Raw genomic sequence first — 19510 nt, 5'->3', positions numbered from 1 at the left:
CGTCGGCTCGGCTCGTCCGATACATTATGTTTGCTACCGATAGGTTGCAAAGTGTGTGACAACCAGATGCCACACGGGAGCGTTCGTGCGAGAGTGGAACCGAGAGTTGGTTCGACAAGTAGGGGACTGGGCGCAAGTGTTCGGATCGTTCGGTAAAGAGCTGGGGTCGGCGCGCAATTGACCGAGCCGATGAGTGGCGGCACTCGCGCCGCCGAACCAGAACTGTGCCGAGTCTCGGTGATCGGTGGAAATACCCAGCTCGATGTCGGGTTGCCGGCGACAGTGCCGATCGCCACATTTATCGGTGATCTGGTCGCCCTGATCGAATCCCGCAATCCCGATGTGGTGGAGAGCGACGACGGCGGCACCCCGCTGCATACCGAACACTGGACGCTTGCCCGGCTGGGCCGCGACGCCATCGCGCCGAGCCGCAGCCTCACCGAGGCCGAGGTGTACGACGGTGAGCTGCTGGTGCTGCGCTCGGTCACCGCGAAGGAATCGCCCGCGCTCTTCGACGATGTCATCGATGCCGTATCCCGGCTCACCGCAGCCGATTTCCGCGGCTGGTCGCCGAACGCGGCACGCTGGACCGGTCTGGTCGCCGCGGTGTCGGCGGTGCTGCTCGCGGTGCTGCTGCTCGGCGCCGGGCGCGCGCACGGCGGTGGTCTCGCCGCGCCGTTCCTCGCGACCGGCGTCGCCATTGTCGCCGCGGTCGCCGCGGCGGTCGCCGCGCGCAGGTACGCGGACCAATTGACCGCCACCTGGTTGTCGCTGTGCGCATTGCTGTTGTTCTTCGGTGGCGCAGCGCTTTTCGTGCCCGGCGAGCTCGGCAGCCCACATCTGCTGCTCGGCTGCTCGGTCACGCTGGTGGCCGCGGCGGTGATCTATCGCGCCACCGCGACCGGTGCCGCGCTGGCGTCGGCCGCGGTGACCGTCGCGCTCTTCGGTGGCATCGCCGCGCTGTGCCGGATGGTCTGGGACTTCGAATTGCCGAAGATCTCCGCCGCGATCCTGGTGGTGGCGATCACCTTGATCTCCGCGGTGCCGCGGCTGGCGGCGGTGCTGGCCCGGCTGCCGATTCCGCCGGTGCCCACTGCGGGCGGTGCGATCGATCCGGCCGATCACGAACCGCGCCCCACCATCGAGGGCATCGGCGCGATCGGCGCCACCGCGCTGCCCTCGGCGGCCGGCCTCGGTGAGCGCGCCAGGGCCGCCAATCAGTACCAGACCGGCATGCTCATCGCCTGTGCCATCGCCGCGGCGGTCGGTGCGCTCGGCGCCGCCGATCCGCTGGGATCCGCGCGCTGGCAAGGGATTACCCTCGCAGTCATCGCCGCGGTGATCGTGAGTCTGCGCGGCCGCTCGTTCGCCGACCTGGTGCAGGCCGGCGCGCTGATCGCGGGCGGAGCCGTCACCGTCATCGGCCTGATCACCGGCCTGGCCCTCGGCGATTCGGATCTGCTGTTGTTGGCGGGTGTACTGCTGCTGGGCCTCGCCGCCGCGGTGGTGGTGTTCGGCGTGATCGGCCCGCACCTCGAGGTGACGCCGGTGACGCGGCGGGCCATGGAGATCATCGAATATCTGCTGATCGTGGCGGTGATCCCGCTGGTGCTGTGGATCATGGGCGTGTATTCGATGGCCAGAAACCTATGACGGCTCGGGCGAGCAAGCCCGGCTGGCGACGCAGGACCGGAATCACCTGCGCCGCCGCAGTTCTCGGCGCGGCGGTCCTCGGCTCATTCGCACCTGCTGGCGCGATCCCACCGCCGACGATCGATTCGGGCGCGCTCGGACCGGCACAGGCGCTCAGCGGGCGGCCCGCGCCCTTGGAGCCGACCGAGCAGAAGGTCGTCTGCGCCGAACTGTCGCTCATCGGTGGCGCCCCGGCGGAGGCGCCGCTGCCGCAGCGCGTACTCGATCTGCCAGCGGCCTGGCAGTTCAGTCGCGGTGCCGGACAGAAGGTCGCGGTCATCGACACCGGTGTGAATCGGCATCCGCGCCTGCCCGCGCTACAGGCCGGTGGCGACTACGTCTCCGATTCCGACGGCACCGCCGACTGTGACGGTCACGGCACCCTGGTCGCTGGCATCATCGCCGCACGGCCGAGCCCCGATGACGCTTTCGTCGGCGTCGCACCCGATGCCGAGATCCTCAGCATCCGTCAGCTGAGCACGCACTATGAGCGCAAGGATCGGGCGGGCGGCGATCAGCCCCCCGATGCCATGGTGCGCTCCGGCTACGGCAGTGTGCTGGCGCTGGCCGCCGCGGTGGTCCGTGCCGTCGATATGGGCGCGACCGTCATCAATATCTCCGAAGTCTCGTGCAGTGCGGTGGGAACCGATACCGCCGACGTCCCGCTCGGCGCCGCGGTGAAGTACGCCTACGACCACAATGTGGTGGTGGTCGCGGCGGCGGGCAATGTGGAGAACGGCGGCGCATGCGAGAAGCAGAACGATGGTTCGGGCTGGGACAGCGTGCAGACCATCGCGAGTCCGGCCTGGTTCCAGCCCTACGCGCTGACGGTCGCCTCCATCGACCCGAACGGCTCGCCCTCGGCACTGTCCCTGCACGGTCCGTGGGTCGGCGCGGCCGCCATCGGACGCAATATCGTCTCGCTCGACAATAAGCCGGGCGGCACCGGACTGGTCAATGGCGCGATCACCCAGGAGGGCACCGGATCCATTCAGGGCACCAGCTTCGCCGCACCCTATGTCGCCGGGCTGGCCGCACTGGTTCGGTCCCGATTCCCGGAGCTCACGGCCGGACAGGTGATCGAGCGGATCACCCGTACCGCGCACGCGCCCGGTCCGGGCCGTGACGATCGGGTCGGACACGGTCTGATCGATCCGCTGGCCGCGCTCACCGCGCAGCTGCCGGATAAGCCGATCGGCGTCGGCGCGGACACCCCACGTGTCATGGCGGCCCCGGTGCATCCGGCCGGACCTGATCCACTGCCGCGCCGCGTCGCGGTCATCGGTTCGATCACCTGCCTGATCGTGCTGGGACTCGGTGCGGCCCTGTCGATTCCGTTCCGGCGGTCCCGTGGCTCCGCCGACCTCGACTCCGAAACAGAGCTGTAGAGGACCCATGGTTACCGAAGGTTTCGTGCGCCGCCCCCGCATCGCCCCGCCGCGTGCGCCGGGCGGCGAGGTGGCGTTGAATTCGCCGCCGGAGATCCAGCGGGCCCTGCCCGGACCGCTGATCATGAAGGTAATGCCGGTGATCATGGTGTTCGCCGTCGTCGGCATGATCGCGATGATGGTGATGATGGGTCGCAACCTGCTCGCCAACCCGTTCATGCTGATGTTCCCGATGATGATGCTCATGTCGATGGGCGGCATGATGCTCGGCATGCGGGGCAACGGCCCCAAGGGCGCCGGCGAGCTCAACGAGGAACGCAAGGACTACTTCCGGTATCTGGACCAGATGCGCAAGGACGTCCGCCGCACCGGTACCAAGCAGCTGGAGTCGCTGTCCTGGAGTCATCCGGAACCGATCGATCTGCCATCGGTGGTCGGCACCCGCCGGATGTGGGAACGTCGCCCGAACGATCCGGACTTCGGACATGTGCGGGTCGGGGTCGGCAGCCACCGGTTGGCGACGAAGCTGGCCCGCCCGGAGACCGGACCGCTGGAGGATCTGGAGCCGGTCTCCACCGTGGCGCTGCGCCGTTTCGTGCGTACCCATTCGGTGGTGCACCAGCTGCCGACCGCGGTGTCGCTGCGCGCCTTCCCGGCCATCAATCTCGGTGGCGATACCGCGTCGGCGCGGATGCTGGCGCGCTCGATGCTGATGGAGCTCACCGCATTTCACGGATCCGACCATGTCGCGGTCGCCATCGTCTGCGCCGATCCCGACGGTCCGGCCTGGGCATGGGCGAAATGGCTGCCGCACCTGCAACATCCGACCGTTCGCGACGGCATGGGCTCGGCCAGGATGATGTACGGATCGCTGGCCGAACTCGAGACCGCACTCGCCTCGGAACTGCTCGAGCGCGGCCGGTTCATGCGCAATCCGCAACCGACACAGGGCCGGTTGCATCTGGTGGTCATCATCGATGACGGCTACGTCAACGGCACCGAGCGGCTGATCAGCGAATCCGGCCTGGACTCGGTTACCGTGCTCGACCTGACCGCCCCGGAGAACGGCCTCGCCGCCCGACGCGGACTGCAATTGGTGGTCGGTGACGGTGAAGTGAGCGCGAAAAGTGCTGCGGGCACCGAGAAATTCGCCACCGCCGATGTCGTCAGCGTGGCCGAAGCCGAGGCCTTCGCCCGCAGCCTGGCCCGATTCCGGATCGCGACGGCCGCGCAGATCGTCAGCCTCGGCGATGACACCAGGACCGATCCGGGTTTGATGGCGCTGCTCAAGATTCCGGATGCCGCGCAGATCGAACCGTCGAAGGTGTGGCGTCCGCGCACCGCGCGCGAGCGGCTGCGCGTGCCGATCGGCGTTACCCCGGACGGCACGCCGGTCGAAATTGATATCAAGGAATCCGCCGAGAGCGGTATGGGTCCGCACGGATTGTGCATCGGCGCAACGGGTTCGGGTAAATCCGAATTCCTGCGCACGCTGGTGCTCTCGATGGTGACCACGCACTCACCGGACGCGCTGAACCTGGTGCTCGTCGACTTCAAGGGCGGCGCCACCTTCCTCGGCCTGGATTCCCTGCCGCACGTCGCCGCGGTCATCACCAACCTCGAGGAAGAACTCTCGATGGTGGACCGCATGAAGGACGCGCTGGCCGGTGAGATGAACCGCCGCCAGGAACTACTGCGCGCCGCGGGCAATTTCGCCAATGTCACCGATTACGAGAAGGCACGCGCGGCGGGCGTCGCACTGGACCCGCTGCCCGCACTGTTCGTCATCGTCGACGAGTTTTCCGAATTGCTCTCGCAGAAGCCGGATTTCGCGGATCTGTTCGTCATGATCGGCCGCCTCGGCCGCTCACTGCATGTGCACCTGCTGCTGGCCTCGCAGCGACTCGAGGAGAACAAGCTGCGCGGCCTCGACTCGCACCTGTCCTACCGGATCGGTCTGCGCACTTTCTCGGCCAACGAATCCCGCGCGGTGCTCGGCATCACCGATGCCTATCATCTGCCCGGCATTCCCGGCTCCGGCTATCTCAAGAGCGATGCCGATGATCCGCTGCGGTTCAACGCGACCTATGTGTCCGGGCCGTATGTCTCGCCGAGCGGTAGCAGGCAGGTGGACGGCCGGGTGGTCGGCGGTCAGTCGCCGACGGTGTTCACGGCCGGGCCGGTCGAGGTCAAGGAGCAGCCGCAGCCGGTGCGCATGGAGCTGCCCGATCTGCCACCGTCGCCGGGAGCAGAGCCGGAGGCGGAGCCGCAGAGTGGGGGCGTCCCCGAGACGCTGCTCGAGGTGGTCGTGAAACGCCTCACCGGACACGGTCGTCCGGCGCACGAGGTGTGGTTGCCGCCGCTGGACGAGTCGCCGACGGTGGATATGCTGCTGCCCGATCCGGATTGGCGTTCCCCGGTCAACCGGCACGGCCAGCTGTGGATGCCGATCGGCATCATCGATAAGCCCTACGAACAGCGCCGTGACGTGCTGACCATCCAATTGGCCGGTGCGCAGGGCAATGTCGCGGTCGTCGGCGGTCCGCAGTCCGGCAAGTCCACGGCCATCCGCACCATCGTCATGGCCGCGGCCGCGACCCACAGCCCCGAGCAGGTGCAGTTCTACTGCCTCGATTTCGGTGGTGGCAGTCTCGCCGGTCTGTCCGGTCTGCCGCATGTCGGCTCGGTCGCCGGCCGCCTCGACGGCGATCGGGTGCGGCGTACCGTCGCCGAGCTGACCACCCTGATGCGCCAGCGCGAGGAGCGTTTCGCCGCGCTCGGTATCGAGTCCATGGTGGAGTTCCGGCGCCGCAAGTACTCCCAGATGGAGGCCAGGCTCATCAACGGGACCCAGGCCGACCCGAACGATCCGCTGGCCGCAGACCAGTTCGGCGATGTCTTCCTGGTCATCGACGGCTGGCAGGCCATGCGCGAGGAGTTCGACGCGGTCGAACCGCAGATCACCGCCATTGCGGCACAGGGGCTCTCGTACGGCATCCACCTGATCATCGGCGCGGCCCGCTGGGGCGAGATCCGGCCCAATGTGAAGGACCAGATCGGCACCCGGGTGGAGCTGCGCCTCGGCGATCCGACGGACTCCGAAATGGGCCGGCGCACCGCGGCACTGGTCCCGGTCGGCCGTCCAGGCCGCGGTCTGACCCCCGATGAATTGCATATGCTCATCGCGCTGCCCAGGCTGGATTCCGATTCCGATCCGCAGACCCTGGCCGAGGGCGCGGCCCAGGCCAGGGACCAGATGCAGCAGCTCTACCCCGGCCGTCGCGCCCCCGAGGTGCGCATGCTGCCGCAGCAGATCAGCCGCGAGGAGGTCGTGGCGATCGCGCGCAGACACGAGGTCGAACTCGGGCCGACCAAGATCCTCGTCGGACTCGGCGAGAACGAATTGGACCCGTTCGTCCTGGATTTCGGCCAGGAGCCGCATTTCATGGCCTTCGCCGATGTGGAATGCGGCAAGACCACGCTGCTGCGCAATATCGCCATGGGCATTACCGAGAACGCGACCCCGGAGCAGGCGAAGATCATCCTCATCGACTACCGCCGCAGCCTGCTCGGCGTGGTCGACGAGGCCCATCTCGGCGGCTACTCCACCTCATCGCAGACCTGCGGCCCGATGGTCAACGAACTCGCCAGGTATATGTCCAAGCGCATCCCCGGCTCCGATATCACCCCGCAGCAGCTGCGCGAACGCAGTTGGTGGACCGGACCGGAGATCTACCTGCTCGTCGACGATTACGACATGATCACCGCGGGCATCAATCCGCTGCTCCCGCTGCTGGAATACCTGCCGCAGGCGCGCGATATCGGTCTGCACGTGGTCGTCACCCGGCGCACCGGCGGCGTCTCGCGCGCGCTCTACGACAATGTGCTCGGCGGTATGAAGAACCTTTCCGTCGACGCGCTGATCATGAGCGGGCCCAAGGACGAGGGCAAGCTGATCGGCGATGTCCGTCCGATGAAACTGCCGCCCGGCCGCGGCATTCTGGTGTCGCGCAACCGAGGTCAGGAGATGGTGCAGATCGCCTATCTGCCGCCGCTGTGAGCCTCGAACCCGGGCAGCGGCTCCGGCATCCGCGTCAGCACGGGTGTCATCGGCTCGAATGTCCAACTGTCGGAGCGGCGTTGGAACAGGGCCTGGGACGGGCCGGATGAGACCGGTCCCGCGATCCTGACCAGGTGGAAGCCTTCTCGGCGGTAGTAGTCGTGCAGATCGGTATTGGTGGTCCAGGCATCGAGTCGGACCCAGTGGCGCTGTTGCTCGCGCGCGAGCGATGCCGCGTGGGCCAGTAGTCGGTGGCCGATGCGCTGACCGGCGAAGCGCAGGTCGACGATCATGTAGTGCACGATCACCGCGTCGGCCAGTTCCCACGGTGACCAGAGCCCCGGGTCGGCTTGGTCGTTGACGGTGATCGTCCCGGCCGGTTCACCGGCGACCTCGGCGATCCAGGTTTCCCCCGCGTCCAGCGACCGGCCGACCGCACTGGCGAAGATCTCGATCGGCCGGCCGCGACCGGCCACGGTCCACTGATCGGAGCCGCGGGCCGTCAGCCAGGCGGTGCGCTGAATCCGCAGGCGGCAGATCGAGCCGAGATCACTGAGGGATGCCCGGCGGATCACGGTAGTCATGGCAACACCGTATTCATGGCGAAACATTTTTCATGGCAAGGCGATACCCGGCCCGTAGGAGATGCCGAGGGTGTGTCGGATGAGGCCGGTGCCCGCGTCGTCACCCAATTCGTAGGCGAGCCGGTTGCGGGTGGCGATCGAGCGGTGCCGTGTGGCCCGGGTGATCCGCTCGTGGTTGGCGCCGATGCGCAGGTGATCCAGCAGAATGGTGCCGGTCGCGACGCCGAGCACGATCGCCTCTTCCGCGCTGGCCGGGCGGGCGACGATCGTGTCGCGATGTGCGGTCTCGGCGTGTCCGCGGTCTGCGAGTCTGCGTGTCGTGCCCTCCGGAATATCGTGCGGCGAATCGATGCCGGTCGCCTCCGCCAAATCCCGTGGATAGAAGCTCACCTCCCACGACCACGGCTCGTTATCGAGATACTGGACAACCGTCCTGGCCAATACCCAGGAGTCCTCCGGCACACCGAGCCAGTGCGCCACCTCCGGACTCGCCGGTTCCATCTTGGCGCTGAATTCCTTGGTCGGCTCGCGGCGTGCCGCGCGGGCGGTCTCTTCGAAGATGTCATGGGGCGACTGCGGTCGATCCGGGCGAATATGGTCGGTGACAACCGATTCCAGCACTTCTTGGCTTCGCACGATGGTGCCGCGGGAAGTGGCTGTGTAGACCAGATTCTCGGCGACGAGCACCTGAATGGCATTGCGTGCGGTAGTGATCGAAACCTGCATCTGATCGGCCAGCTCGGTATGGCTGGGCAACCGATCACCCGGATTCCACTTGCCTGCGCGGATCTCCTCACGGAGGAGGTCTGCGATCCGGTGATACGTCGGACCGTCCGCCATCTTGCTCCTCGGTCAGTCGTGCAGGTAACGAAGTGTACTCTTCGTGACTCCCTACGGCCGGGTAACGCTTGACAGGTGCCTTCAGAGGTTTATTGTAATGAACGTCCTGATCCAGCAGGTGTTGTGCGGCGATGACGGCGAGGCAACGTGGCAGGTTCGGATTCATCTACGGTTGTGATGGCTCTTCCCGGCACATCGCGGTGTGTCGATTCGACGGTGCAGTCCCTGACTCCCGGGCTGCTTCCGACCTCGGATCTACTCGTTCGCGCGTGCCGCGGTCACCGAGTTGTCGGTGGCCCGCTCCTCTGGTTCGCCCGTGACCTCGCGGTGCTGCACGAGAGACGACTCGTCGGCCGCGGTGGTTCGGTGTCGACCGACCAGGCGACGATTCTCGAAATCGAGCGTCGCAGAGTCGAATTGGTCATGGCCATCGACGATTGGGTGGCGCGCAGTGTGCCGCAGCATCGGCTCGGCGCGACGCTACACACCGAAACCGTCGGTTCGGTCATCGACCGGATCGCGGAATCGTCGGTGCGTGCCCACCACGCGTTGATGACACTGGACGCCCACGACGACCAGTTGCACAGCGCGTGGCACCATCTCGCCGAATTGGCGGATGCCTACGACGATTTGGTGCGCGACATACTCGCGGGCCGGCGGCGGCTCCCGGAGTGGTGACGACCCCGGGTTGACGAGGGGCCGTGGCAGATCCCATGGACCGGCCACGGCCCCTTGCCGATTCGGTGTGCCGTGCGTCGACAGCTCAGCGGCGTCGGGTGTGCGGGGACAGGCACCACCGCCCGTCCTCGGCCTGACGGACCAGGTCGCCGTAGGCGGTTGCCAGTTCGGCCAGTCGCCTCCATGCCACGTGCATATGTTCCCCGGACAGATCCTCGGTCATCAGCAGGTGGAACGCGCGATCAGCGGTGGCCGCGATGCGATCGATGGTGTCGCCGAGTTGGGTGTCGAGGAGATCGGCGGATCGGCGCGGCAGGTGCTCGGTCGCCCAGGCATTGATATTGGCGACCAGTTCGATTCGCAGACAGTCGATTACCGCGGTGGACTGCGGACGCTCGCGCCGGATGCGATGCAATCGGACCAGCTCACGCGACCACTGGCACACATGTCCGCGCACCTGCTGACCGCTCATCGCGCACAGTAATTCGCTTTTGCTCGGCAGTGCGGCGCCCGCGGTCGTGCGGACCAGCGCCGGACGGCTACGGAACATCGGGTTACCACAGTGCGCGGGGGCGTTCACAGCGGTGCGGTGAGCTCGAGGTGGATACCGTCGGGATCGCTGAACGATAGGATCGCGATACCGAATGCCTCGAGCCGGATGATCTCCCCGTGCTCGATTCCGGCCTCGGACAACCGGGTTTCGGTGCGCGTCAGATCGTCCACCGATGACACCTTGAAGCTGAGATGGTCGAGTCCGACGCGCTCGGAGTCGAACCGGTCGGTCGGTGCGGCCACCGGACGCAGCCCGAAAAGCATCCCGTTCGTCTGGAAAACGACGCCGCCGTAGAGCTGGGTGGGGTCGGTGCGCACCTGCGGATCGTCGGGGCTGCCCGGTGATTCCGCGGCGATATGGAAGCCGAGCACATCCCGGTAGAACGCCTTGGACCGGTCGAGATCGGTCACGGTCAGGCGGACGTGGTGGATGCCGTAGGTTTCGACGAGCGTCATGGGAACTCCGCAGGGCAGGACGGATAAGTAGTACGAGACTAGGACGCTTGTTCCGCGGATCCGAGTGTCGGAAACGACATATTCAGTACTGTTTGCGACATGGATGTTGCGGTCTTCGTGCAGGACGGCGTTGCCGATCTCGGACTCACCGCCGTGTTGGAGACCTTCGCCACCGCGAATGGGCTACGCGGTGAACTGGAGACGGCGCCCGAACCCTGGCGGGTGCACATGGTGTCCGACGGCGGGCAGGTGCGCACGGCGCACGGTTTTCTCGCCCAGACGACACCGATGACCCAATTGCCCGATGACATCGGTCTGATGGTCGTGCCCGCCTCGCGCGTGCTGGATGCGGACGGGCTGATCGGACTGGTCTCCGCGCCCGCGAATCGGCCGGTACTGCAACTGATGACGCGCGCCTACGAATCCGGTGCACACCTCGCCGCGGCATGCACCGGCACCTTCTACTTGGCCGAGGCGGGCGTGCTGGACGGTGCGGTGGCGACAACGAGCTGGTGGCTCGGCCCGGCCTTTCGGCGCCGATATCCGCGCATCGACCTGGACGAGAGCCGGATCCTGTGCCGCGCGGACCGGCTGACGACCGCGGCGGCCACCCTGTCGCATATCGACCTCGCCCTGTCATTGATCGCCGCACAGAGTCCGACTCTGGCCGAATTGACCTCCAGATACCTGGTGGTCGGCGATCGGCGCAATCAGCTCGACAGCGCGATCCCCGAGGTGGTCGCCCGCAACGACTCCCTGGTCGCCGCCTTCGAGCGCTGGGTTCGCGACCACATCGCCGAACAGTTCCTGATCGCCGACGCGGCACAGCGCCTCGGCGTCACCGAACGCACCCTGCAACGCGCCACCCAGGCCGAAATCGGCATGTCACCGCGAGATTTCGTGCACGAGGTGCGGCTCGAACGAGCCACCAAGCTACTGCGCACCACAACCCTGACGATCGAGGCGATCGCCGTCAAGGTCGGCTACCTGAACGCGGGCACCCTACGCGGCCTCTTCCGCCGCCGCCGCGGCCGATCCATCGCCGAGGTCCGCGCGTCTCGATTGTCTTGGTGAAGTGCATGATTACGGCCTTGGTGACCACCAGGTAGCGAGTCTTGCGAGTGACCCCGTCGCGGCTCGTCTCGCGATACCCGGCGCGGTTATCGACCTGAGCCGAGCCGTGGAAGCGTGTGCACTGCACCGCCGGTGCACCCGGCGTCCGTCGGTCCGGCGCTGAACGATCCGCAGATGGGGCGACCACCACTCGGCCGCGCACGCCGAGGCGCTCATCGCGGACCGCAGCTTCGCCCGCCACTACGCGCACGTGGGAGCGAGTCTCGAGAACTCGCCGCGTTGGCGGCGCGGCACATTCAACCCAGCAGGTCAGCCACCATATCTGCGGTGGTCTATGCCGAATTCGTCGGCGACCGTCGCGGCGAGTTCGACGTAGGCGCGCTTGGTGGTTTTGTGCAGGCGGTGCAGATCGATTTCGGCGCCCTCGGACAGGTGTGAGTCGTACGGGATGATGTGCACGGCGCGGCAGCGCGACAGGAAGTATTCGCGCAGCTGCTGGATGCCGACATTCGGTGAACCCTCACGCGGCAGGTTGATCACCACGACCGCATTGCGGACCAAGTGGTCATGGCCGTGCAGGGACAGCCAGTCGAGCGTCGCCGCGGCACTGCGCGCGCCGTCGATCGCGGCCGAGGAGATCAGCACCAGCGAATGCGCCAGGTCGAGCACACCGCCCATTGCCGAATGCATCAGTCCGGTACCGCAGTCGGTCAGGATGATGTTGTAGAACCGCTGCAGGATGCGGGCGACCGCGCGGTACTCCTCGTCGTTGAATGCCTCCGATGCCGCCGGATCCCGTTCGCTGGCAAGCACTTCCAATCGGCTGGTGCCCTGCGAAGTATGTCTGCGCACATCCGAGTAGCGCTGGATCGCGGGATCGAGCAGGAGATCACGCACGGTCGAGCGGGTCTGCAACGGCACCCGCTGCGACAGTGTGCCGAAGTCCGGATTGGCGTCGACCGCGATCACCCGGTCACCTCGGATGGAGGCGAAGATCGACCCGAGACCCATTGTCGTCGTGGTCTTTCCGACACCGCCCTTGAGTGAGAGCACCGCGATCCGGTAGTCACCGCGCACCGGCTGCCTGATCCGCGCGACCAATTCCTGCAGCCGCAACTCCTCCGCGGACAACCCGGGATTGATCGCACCGCCCGACACATGGTGCACGGCCTTGCGCCACCCACTACTCGGCGACTTCTTGGCCCGCCGCAGCGGCACATCATCGAGCGAGGGCTGCGGTCCATGCGGATGCTGCGCACCCTGCTGATATGGCTGTGACATTCCGCCCGGCGGCCCATACCCCGGCACGGCAGGCGGCTGGCCGTATCCGGCCTGTTGTCCGCCAACAGGTGGTTGGCCGTATCCGGCCTGCTGATCTCCCGCGGGCGGCTGACCGTATCCGGGCTGTGCATCCCCAGCGGGCGGTTGGCGATACCCGTCCTGCGGATTCCCAACGGGCGCTTGCTGTCCGATCGGCGACGGCGCATAACCCCGACCCTGCTGCCACTGGTCGGCAGGCGGCTCACCGGTCGGCGATTGCTGCCCCAACCCACCACGGGCCGCCGGATGCTGCCACTGCTCACCTTCGGGCGCCCGCCCGATCGATGGCTGCGCATACCCGGGCCCACCCTGCCACGGTGCGCCCCCCGGCGGTTGTTGCGCCATGGGCGGCTGCTGATACCCGGTCCCATTGCGCCATGGATCATTCGGCTGATCGCTGCCCGGCGCTTGCTGGCCCGGCTGAACATATCCGGCCGCGTCGCCATGCGGTGCATCCGCACCTACTGCGGATTGCCTCGCGTCGACGGCATCGCGACCTTGTTCACCGGACCCATACGACGGATCCAACGGCTCGCCCGGCCCATCGGTCGGACGCCCGGCATCATCGGCCTCGGCTCGACCCGCCGCACCAGCATCGATCTCCGACGGCAATCGATGACGCCCACCGGCGGCCATCGATCCACCCGCGGTCCCGGGCACGGGGTGCGCGGCCCAACCAGGCGCGGCCAACCCGCGATCCCGCTTCGCCTGCCCCGAATCCAGCTGTGCGGCAGCGCCATCGGGCCCGAGCGGCCCAGCGACGTCGTTCCCGGATCCCTGTGCCCCCGTCCGCCCGAATTCATCGGCCTGCGATCCTGCCGATCCAGGGCCGGGATGTGTGGCCTGATCCGACCCCACCGATCCGCGATCCCGTTGCCCCGGTACGCCACCGGTGCCAGGCGCCCCGTGGAAATCGGTCGCCTGCGGTGTGAACGGCGGCTGGATGTACTCGCCGCCGGGTGCCTGTGGTGCGGAGGCGGGTCCGTGGAAGTCGTTGCCGGGTGCCTGCGGTATGGCAGGCGGGCGGGTGAAGTCGCCGCCGGGTGCCTGTGGTGCGGAGGCGGGTCCGTGAAGGTCGTTGCCGGGTGCCTGCGGTATGGAAGGCGGGCGGGTGAAGTCGCTGCTGGGTGCGTGCGGTGCGGAGGCGGGTCCGTGGAAGTCGTTGCCGGGTGCCTGCGGTATGGCAGGCGGGCGGGTGAAGTCGCTGCTGGGTGCGTGCGGTGCGGAGGCGGGTCCGTGGAAGTCGTTGCCGGGTGCCTGCGGTATGGCAGGCGGGCGGGTGAAGTCGCTGCCGGGTGCCTGTGGTGCGGAGGCCGGATTGCGGAAGTCGGTGGTGCGTGTCTGTCCGGTGATCGGAGCCGAATCGTGGGCGCGATCACCCGGTGTCGGTCCGTACTCCGAGGAGACGGGTGCGGCGGGAACCGGGGGCGTGGATCGACCCGCGCGCCGGGTCGGATCGACGGTCGCGGGATCGAATATCGGTGTCGCACCTTGCGATTTCGCGCTATCGCCCGTCGCGGCCGACGCCTCAGCAGCGGTGCCATTCGCGGCAGGCTCCATGCCGGTGACCTGCGGCAGGTCCGGACGACCTACTCGGTCTGCCTCGTTTTCCGTCCCCTCGGACGCCGAGCCGATACCTGCTGCGACAGATCCGGTCGGCGAATCCGTCTCTGCACTCTGCTGCGCATTGAATTCCCCTGGCGGCGGCGGCAGTTCGGGCCGCCGCCCGACCGGCGCAGCGGTCTGCTCGGGGTCGGACCGGCCCTCCGTCGGCCGCTGCGGCGCAAGCCACGGCGGCGGCTCATCGCCGCCACGCGACACCGGCGCATCAGATTCGTCGTGTCGCGGCGGCGAACTATCCGATGGGTGCGGGCCCGCCGGGTGCGCTTCGTCGTGCCGCGACGGCGGACCGTCGGTGTGCCGGCCCGCCGCTGGGCGCGGGTCATCGAGTCGCACTGGCGGGCCATCGGTTCCGCGCGCATCGGGCGAATGCCGCTCTTCGAGTCGCGCTGGCGGAGCGAGCCGGCCACTGTCCACATGCTGTTCGGCCGTACGCATCGACTCCGATTGCGGAGCAGCAGAGGTCCGCGGTCCCATACCAGCGGCTTCGTCCCCCGGCTGCTCGGTGCGCGGGGTCTCGAGCCACGGCGGAGGCCCGTCGACATCCTCGGTCGCCGACATCGCGGGCTCACCAGCCGATGGCACACTCGAGCGTTCGCCGGTTGCCGGGGCGCCGGGGCGCTCGCCCGTTGTCGGCGTCGCGGCGTGCTCACCGGTCGTCGGAAAGCCCGGGTGTTCACCGGTGGGCCGCATTGCAGTGCGTTCGCCGGTCGTCGGGACTTCGCCGGTTGTCGGCATGCCGGGGTGCTCGCCGGTTGTTGGCCCGCTGGGGTGTTCGCCCGTTGTTGGCGTCGCGGGGCGCTCACCGGTCGTCGGGAAGCCCGGGTGTTCGGTGGGCCGCATTGCGGTGCGTTCGCCGGTCGTCGGGAAGCCTGGGTGTTCGGTGGGCCGCATTGCGGTGCGTTCGCCGGTCGTCGGGTGTTCACCAGTTGCCGGCACGTTGGGGTGCCCGCCCATTGTTGGCGTCGCGGGGTGTTCGCCAGTCGTCGGGAAGCCTGGCTGTCCGGTGGGCCGCATTGCGGTGCGTTCGCCGGTCGTCGGGTGTTCACCAGTTGCCGGCACGTTGGGGTGCCCGCCCATTGTTGGCGTCGCGGGGTCTTCGCCAGTCGTCGGGAAGCCTGGCTGTCCGGTGGGCCGCATTGCAGTGCGTTCGCCGGTCGTCGGGTGTTCGCCGGTTGTCGGCATGCCGGGGGGCCCGCTGGGGTGTTCGCCCGTTGTTGGCGCGCTTGGGTGTTCGCTCGTTGTCGGCGTCGCGGGGTGCTCACCGGTCGGGGGGAAGTTGGGGTGCTCGCCGGTGGTCGGTGCGCCAGGGTGTGCACCGGTCGGCGCAGGCGGTATGGCAGGCGAATGCGGTTGTGTGGGGGCCTGATTCGGTGGTGGCGGCAGGTCGGGGCGCGGCGACTGGTAGCGCACCGTCGCCTCGACGGACGCGGGCGGTTCGGTGGTAGCAGCCGATTGGCCAGCGCCCGGCTGCTGGGCAGCCCCAGGTGGTTGGGCGGGCGATTGCGCAGCGCCCGACTGTTGGGGCGCGCCTGGGTGATCCGGTGCGGCTGGGTGCTGGGTAGCGCCTGGGTGATCGGTGGTGCCTGGCTGCTGGGTAGACCCAAGTTGTTGGGCAGCAGGCGGTTGTGCAGCACCCAGCTGTTGGGTGGCACCTGGGTGCTGCGAGGCACCTGGGTGTTGGGCGGCGCCAGGCTGTTCGGGGCCGCCTGGGTGTTGGGTCGCCGCGGGATGCTGCGGGGTTACCAGCGGTTGGGAAGGGGACGTCGGGGGCCTGCCGCCGAGGGGATCGAAGCCAGCGGAGGGTTGGCGCGGGTTGCGGGTCGGCAGAGGGTGGCCCTGCCATGCGTTGGCCGGGTGCGACGAACCCTGCGCGGGAGCATCCGGATGTGGCAGCGGACCGGAGTCGTGACGCGAATCGGGCTGCGGTGGGCCCGGTCTGCGCGGGTCGCCGAGTTCGGGGCTGTGCACCGCAGGGCCACCGTGCGGCTCGGCTCCGTGAAAGCCACCCGGTCCCCGCTGTTGCTCGGGCCCGCGGTGGGCGTCAGATCCGAGATAGGCATCCGGTCCGCGCTGTTGCTCAGGTCCGCGATAGGCCTCGGGCACACGGAAGGTTTCGGGTCCGCTGTGTTGGTCGGGTCCTCGGAAGGTTTCGGGTCCGCTGTGTTGGTCGGGTCCTCGGAAGGTTTCGGGTCCGCTGTGTTGGTCGGGTCCTCGGAAGGTTTCGGGTCCGCTGTGTTGGTCGAGTCCTCGGAAGGCTTCGGGTGCGTTCTGATGCTCAGGTCCGCGGAAGCCGTCCGGCCCGCGCTGCTCGTTCGGCGCGCTGTGCAATTCGAAACCCGGCCCGGCCAACTCACGTGGCGACGGACCGCGGCGCTGCGGATCGGCCTGATCCTCGGACTGTTCGTCCTTACCCTTGCGCCGACCGAACCGGCGCTTGTCCCGCCGCCCCGCCTCGGGCCGCTCGGTCTCGGGAGCGCGCTTGGAACGCCCACGCCGAGAGGGCGCTTCGTCGATGAGGTCGTCGTGTGGCAGGTTCTGAACGGGCGCTTCGTAGCCGCCGGTGACATCACTTTCGGAGAGCCACGGAGGCAGCATGGGGAGGCCGTCATTATTACGGCTCACACGTCCCCCTTTGGATCTGCTCGACCTATACCTGGGCTGTGGTCAGTTTACGCGACGACTCCGGCCCATCATGGGTGGGGAGTGGGCCGAATGACCGGTTTCTGAACACCCCATCGGCGGGTTCCGTTGGCCCCCTGCGCACCTCGTCAGCAACGCGCCGCGAAATAAGTTGCGAAGCAAAAGTAGCAGCGCGCCACCCCCTCGTCCTGTGTATTGCGGCACAAGGGTTTCGCGGTAGCGGCCGCCGCTGACTTACCGCACCACCACACATCTCGGCCATCCAGCCGATCCACTGCTCGCCGTCCCGCTGATGGAACGCGCCGCGCGCAAATATCTGATGATCGCTCCGGTGGGTCCGGCCGCAGTCTTCGCCACCAGCGCCCCTACTCCTCTTGATCTCAGGCGACCTCCGCACCTCTCGCGAGCAACATCATCGCGACGAACTGCATACCATCTGCCGGAGCGCTCCTGACCTATCTGCCGGAGGTACTTTCCGACTGCGCTGTCCTGTTCGGATCTACCTTGCGGTGTTCGGGGATAGTCCGCGGGGGTTGTTGCGAATTTCGGATGTAGTCGTCGGATCTCGGGGTGTGGAAGAGTGCCGTTCGTGCTTAAGCTCCGGGTGGGTGTCCTCGTTTCGCACAACGGTTCCAACCTGCGTGAGGTGCACAGGGCGTCGCTGGTGCCGGGGGCTCGGTTCGAGGTTGCTGCTGTTATCAGCAACAACAGCGGTTCGCGCGGGTTGGCCTACGCGAGAGAGAACCGGATCCCCGCTCGGCACTTGTCAGGGCGGACGCATCCCGATCCTGATGAGCTCGACGAGGCCATCAGGGCGACGCTGATGCAGGAGTCGGTAGACCTAGTGGTGACTGCCGGCTACATGAGGAAGCTGGGGCCGCGCACACGTGGGCAGTTCGTGTCTCGGATCATCAATGTCCACCCGGCCCTGTTGCCGCGCCACGGCGGTAGCGGCATGTTCGGCGAGCACGTCCATCGGGCGGTGCTGGCCGCTGGCGACAGAGTGAGCGGCGCGACGATTCATCTGGTCGACGGCGAGTACGACACCGGTGAGGTCATTGCGCAGTTGGAGGTCCCGGTATTGCCCGGCGACACCGTCGAGGTGCTGGGTCGTCGCGTGCTCGAGGCGGAGCACAGGCTTTTGCCGATGGTTGTGCAGCAGATCGCTATCGGGCAGAGGCCCTAGCTGAACCTATCGATGCGAGTACGCTGGCCGGAGCCCGCAGTCCGACGGCGGATAGGCGAGGGCGGGGATGGACAACTCCGGCGTGCCCGCACCGCCGTGCTGGTCACGATGATTACGCAGGCCGCGATCCGGTGATGTACACCGGCCAACACGCGCAAGCTGCGGAATAATAGGCGGTCCAGACCGCGATGACCAGGGCGAATTGGTCTGCCCGCGAATAAACCGGTAAGCTAGGTCGGCGGTGCACCTACGCGCCGACTGTCTGCATGCCGCCGGTCCGGTCAACTGATCGGTTACATGCAAGCAGATACAAGGCAATCAAACCAGGTTTGAGCGTAAACCGGGATCGCGGAGGACATGGCGAAGAAAGACGGGGCCATCGAGGTCGAGGGTCGAGTTGTCGAGCCGCTGCCCAATGCGATGTTCCGGATCGAGCTCGAGAACGGGCACAAGGTTCTCGCGCACATCAGCGGGAAGATGCGGCAGCACTACATTCGCATCCTCCCCGAGGACCGTGTGGTCGTCGAGCTCTCGCCCTACGACCTGTCGCGCGGCCGCATCGTTTACCGCTACAAGTGATCGCGTGCGGTCCTCGGCTCCGAGGACGGCGTGACCATCGAGCCGCCAGGCTCACCACAAGGCTTCCCCAGTCTTCCGACTGGGGAAAAACTGTGTTCACACCTGTGTGAACCGAACAAGATTGGACGGACGTGAAGGTTCAGCCGAGCGTCAAGAAGATCTGCGAGAAGTGCAAGGTGATCCGCCGTCACGGTCGGGTCATGGTGATCTGCGAGAACCTGCGCCACAAGCAGCGCCAGGGCTGATTTTCGCCGCACCAGCCGGGCACCGATCACTGATCGGCTTGGCCAACTGAAAGAAGAACTCCCAGCTCCAGCCGCACACTGCGGAATTCGGGCCGCGCGGTTCCTCGGAATCGCAGAGCCCGAGGTGTGCGAGCCAACCACCGGTACGGAGGCCGGTGCCCCACCAGACGAGGGGACGGACAGGGAGCAGACCTCCGCAACGATTAAGGAACCTGCCACATGGCACGTCTCATGGGCGTTGATCTCCCGCGCGAAAAGCGCATGGAGATCGCGCTGACCTACATCTACGGCATCGGCCGTACCCGCGCCAAGGAGATCCTCGAGGCGACGGGCGTCAGCCCCGACCTGCGCTCGAAGGACCTCAGCGACGAGCAGGTCACGCAGCTGCGTGACTACATCGAGGGTTCGGCCCTCAAGGTCGAGGGTGACCTGCGCCGTGAGGTGCAGGCCGACATTCGGCGCAAGATCGAAATCGGCTGCTACCAGGGTCTGCGCCACCGTCGTGGCCTGCCCGTGCGCGGCCAGCGCACCAAGACCAACGCGCGCACCCGCAAGGGCCCGAAGCGCACCGTCGCCGGCAAGAAGAAGTAGGG

Annotated in this window: 14 protein-coding genes; 9 read left to right on the top strand and 5 right to left on the bottom strand. The window is 67.4% G+C overall.

Annotated features, from left to right (window positions below; translation table 11 throughout):
• The first annotated feature begins 189 nt into the window (after positions 1–189).
• The 3 genes from eccD to eccCa are packed head-to-tail and all read left to right on the top strand — an operon-like array spanning position 190 to position 7140.
• Positions 190–1653, top strand: a complete 1464-nt coding sequence (gene eccD / locus ACQP2D_RS39140) for a type VII secretion integral membrane protein EccD (RefSeq protein ID WP_433680932.1) — start codon at positions 190–192, stop codon at positions 1651–1653.
• Entirely contained in the window at positions 1650–3080 is a 1431-nt protein-coding gene (gene mycP / locus ACQP2D_RS39135; protein WP_433680931.1) for a type VII secretion-associated serine protease mycosin, read from the top strand. Before eccD ends, mycP begins: the two co-directional genes overlap by 4 nt.
• Positions 3081–3087: 7 nt before the next feature.
• Positions 3088–7140: a type VII secretion protein EccCa gene (eccCa, locus tag ACQP2D_RS39130; RefSeq protein WP_433680930.1), complete on the top strand. Its 4053-nt coding sequence runs from the start codon at positions 3088–3090 to the stop codon at positions 7138–7140.
• On the opposite strand, the gene ACQP2D_RS39125 is transcribed toward eccCa, so the two are convergent.
• Both ACQP2D_RS39125 and ACQP2D_RS39120 read right to left on the bottom strand, forming a co-directional pair.
• Positions 7122–7724: a GNAT family N-acetyltransferase gene (locus tag ACQP2D_RS39125; protein WP_433680929.1), complete on the bottom strand. Its 603-nt coding sequence runs from the start codon at positions 7722–7724 to the stop codon at positions 7122–7124. The two genes, eccCa and ACQP2D_RS39125, sit on opposite strands and share 19 nt — an antisense overlap.
• 30 nt (positions 7725–7754) lie before the next feature.
• Positions 7755–8564: a GntR family transcriptional regulator gene (locus ACQP2D_RS39120; protein ID WP_433680928.1), complete on the bottom strand. Its 810-nt coding sequence runs from the start codon at positions 8562–8564 to the stop codon at positions 7755–7757.
• Between the two features lie 366 nt (positions 8565–8930).
• Here ACQP2D_RS39120 and ACQP2D_RS39115 point away from each other — a divergent pair, with 366 nt between their 5' ends.
• Positions 8931–9242 (top strand): DUF4254 domain-containing protein, encoded by a 312-nt coding sequence (locus tag ACQP2D_RS39115; protein ID WP_354951822.1) that lies wholly within the window; start codon positions 8931–8933, stop codon positions 9240–9242.
• A gap of 85 nt (positions 9243–9327) precedes the next feature.
• On the opposite strand, the gene ACQP2D_RS39110 is transcribed toward ACQP2D_RS39115, so the two are convergent.
• Both ACQP2D_RS39110 and ACQP2D_RS39105 read right to left on the bottom strand, forming a co-directional pair.
• Complete coding sequence (locus ACQP2D_RS39110) at positions 9328–9792, bottom strand: DUF4254 domain-containing protein (protein WP_433680927.1); 465 nt, start codon at positions 9790–9792, stop codon at positions 9328–9330.
• Positions 9793–9818: 26 nt separating this feature from the next.
• Entirely contained in the window at positions 9819–10250 is a 432-nt protein-coding gene (locus ACQP2D_RS39105; protein WP_433680926.1) for a VOC family protein, read from the bottom strand.
• Between the two features lie 99 nt (positions 10251–10349).
• On the opposite strand from ACQP2D_RS39105, the gene ACQP2D_RS39100 reads away from it, so the two are divergent.
• On the top strand, positions 10350–11324 hold the full coding sequence (locus ACQP2D_RS39100; RefSeq protein WP_433680925.1) for a GlxA family transcriptional regulator: 975 nt from the start codon (positions 10350–10352) through the stop codon (positions 11322–11324).
• A gap of 309 nt (positions 11325–11633) precedes the next feature.
• Here the strand turns inward: ACQP2D_RS39100 and ACQP2D_RS39095 are convergent, their stop codons facing one another.
• Positions 11634–15158 carry an AAA family ATPase gene (locus ACQP2D_RS39095; protein WP_433680924.1) on the bottom strand — a complete coding sequence of 1175 codons (3525 nt, stop codon included), beginning with the start codon at positions 15156–15158 and terminating at the stop codon, positions 11634–11636.
• Between the two features lie 2329 nt (positions 15159–17487).
• Here ACQP2D_RS39095 and purN point away from each other — a divergent pair.
• The 4 genes from purN (at position 17488) to rpsM (ending at position 19508) form a co-directional block, all read left to right on the top strand.
• Complete coding sequence (gene purN, locus ACQP2D_RS39090; RefSeq protein ID WP_433680923.1) at positions 17488–18093, top strand: phosphoribosylglycinamide formyltransferase; 606 nt, start codon at positions 17488–17490, stop codon at positions 18091–18093.
• A 357-nt stretch (positions 18094–18450) separates the two neighbouring features.
• A complete protein-coding gene (gene infA, locus ACQP2D_RS39085) occupies positions 18451–18672 on the top strand; it encodes a translation initiation factor IF-1 (RefSeq protein ID WP_003418601.1) in 222 nt (73 codons plus the stop codon).
• A 131-nt stretch (positions 18673–18803) separates the two neighbouring features.
• Positions 18804–18917 (top strand): 50S ribosomal protein L36, encoded by a 114-nt coding sequence (gene rpmJ, locus ACQP2D_RS39080; RefSeq protein ID WP_040686659.1) that lies wholly within the window; start codon positions 18804–18806, stop codon positions 18915–18917.
• 219 nt (positions 18918–19136) lie between these two features.
• A complete protein-coding gene (gene rpsM, locus ACQP2D_RS39075) occupies positions 19137–19508 on the top strand; it encodes a 30S ribosomal protein S13 (RefSeq protein WP_364390903.1) in 372 nt (123 codons plus the stop codon).
• Positions 19509–19510: the final 2 nt, after the last annotated feature.

This window comes from Nocardia sp. CA-119907, from assembly GCF_050955995.1.
In the GTDB taxonomy this organism is placed as follows: Bacteria; Actinomycetota; Actinomycetes; order Mycobacteriales; family Mycobacteriaceae; genus Nocardia.
The sequence above is the reverse complement of the archived record's forward strand: the minus strand, read 5'-3'. Positions and strand labels throughout refer to the sequence as shown.